Here is a 1391-nt window from a genome sequence, read left to right on the forward strand (position 1 = left end):
GCTATTTTATCAGTTTTTGTTTTTATGGGAAGATTGGTTTTATCTTTCGGCCAGATTCCATATCCGCAATCCCTGCTTTTCCGCATACCGCAGTGTATACGCCGTACCACCGGTAGTTCTCGTGCAGTAACCGATGCAGTAGGCCGAGCCGTCCACCAGATGCCGGTCGCGGGCCAGAAAGGCCTCACGGCTGGGGGCGTCGCAGCAGTAGACCACCTTATCGACCCTGGATTCAATCCGCGCAGCGCGGGCCTGCTGGGCCGCTGTCCAGCGGCTTTGGTAGCCGCGGAACGGCAGCACCAGAATCACCCGAATTTGCGGATACTGCCCACGCAGTTCCAGCAGTTTTTCCGCGACCAGCGTATCAAACCCCAGTGCGCCGCCTACCCCGAAATAGCGGACCTCCTGCTCCAATAGAAGAATCAGATGTTCCTGCACCCGCCGCCAGATAGCTTCCTCCTCCCCAGCAGGCAGCTGACGGTGGCCGGTAAAACAGCAAGTTTGTGCGCGTTTGTCCATGAAAATCCTCCTCAACCACATTATGTATTACATATTTGTAATATATAAATAATACACCATTGTGCGCCATAATAACTACAACAAAATGCTCGGGAGGTACACGATGGCGCAGGAGGATAAATTTATTGTGCCGCAGCGCAAACCTGCGGTAGGAAAGTCCACAGTGGTATCGGTGCGGCTGCCCGACACCATGCTGGCGAAGCTGGAGGACGTAGCCTCGAAAACAGGCCGTTCCCGCAATGAGCTTGTGCAGATGTGCATCGACTATGCGCTGGCCCGGCTGGAGATCACCGAAGAATAAAAAACAGGCAGTCACCCTCGCTTGAGGGTAACTGCCTGTTTTCTTTTCGTGATACGGACACTGGGAAACGCGGTGCAAACAGCATTTCCTGTTATAACCCCATTACCTTCCCCAGCTTTTCCTGTGCCTCTCGCTTGGTTTTATCAAAGGCGTGGGCATAGATGTCCAGTGTGGTACTGGGCTGGGAGTGCCCCAGCAGCCCCGCCACGGTGCGGACATCCACACCCTGGGCAATGAGCAGGCTGGCGTTGGTATGGCGCAGGCTGTGGACAGATAAGTTTTGAGGCAACCCGTTTTCCTTGAGGATTTTCTTGAAGCGGAAGGTAAAGGTCGTGGGTACCATGGGATCACCGCCCGGCTGGCGGAAAAGATAATCTTCCTCGATCAGCGCCTGCCCTTCTGCCTGTTCCATCTGCCAGGCACATTCCTGCTTCCACGCTTTTAACAGCTTGCACATCTCTTTGCTGATGTACACCCGCCGGTCGCCGCTGGCGGTTTTCGGCTCCTTGGTGAAGATCTTTTGCCCGCTGAGTTTGACCACTGTCCGCTGCACATGGATGGTCCGGTGCCG

Annotated in this window: 3 protein-coding genes; 1 reads left to right on the forward strand and 2 read right to left on the reverse strand. The window is 55.0% G+C overall.

The window, feature by feature from the left end; translation table 11 throughout:
• Positions 1-39: 39 nt before the first annotated feature.
• A complete protein-coding gene (locus H6B10_RS14515) occupies positions 40-519 on the reverse strand; it encodes an SLOG family protein (RefSeq protein WP_204652250.1) in 480 nt (159 codons plus the stop codon).
• A gap of 103 nt (positions 520-622) precedes the next feature.
• On the opposite strand from H6B10_RS14515, the gene H6B10_RS14520 reads away from it, so the two are divergent.
• Complete coding sequence (locus H6B10_RS14520) at positions 623-820, forward strand: ribbon-helix-helix protein, CopG family (RefSeq protein ID WP_193501203.1); 198 nt, start codon at positions 623-625, stop codon at positions 818-820.
• Between the two features lie 91 nt (positions 821-911).
• Here the strand turns inward: H6B10_RS14520 and H6B10_RS14525 are convergent.
• The coding region (locus H6B10_RS14525) for a tyrosine-type recombinase/integrase (protein ID WP_204652251.1) at positions 912-1391 on the reverse strand (480 nt) is incomplete at its 5' end.

The sequence above is a fragment of the Gemmiger formicilis genome, assembly GCF_016901605.1.
In the GTDB taxonomy this organism is placed as follows: domain Bacteria; phylum Bacillota; class Clostridia; order Oscillospirales; family Ruminococcaceae; genus Gemmiger; species Gemmiger formicilis_B.

Bases quoted from the DNA above. Each gene is read 5' to 3' on its own strand.
- H6B10_RS14515 (WP_204652250.1), bottom strand. From the start codon at position 519: ATGGACAAACGCGCACAAACTTGCTGTTTTACCGGCCACCGTCAGCTG.
- H6B10_RS14520 (WP_193501203.1), top strand. From the start codon at position 623: ATGGCGCAGGAGGATAAATTTATTGTGCCGCAGCGCAAACCTGCGGTA.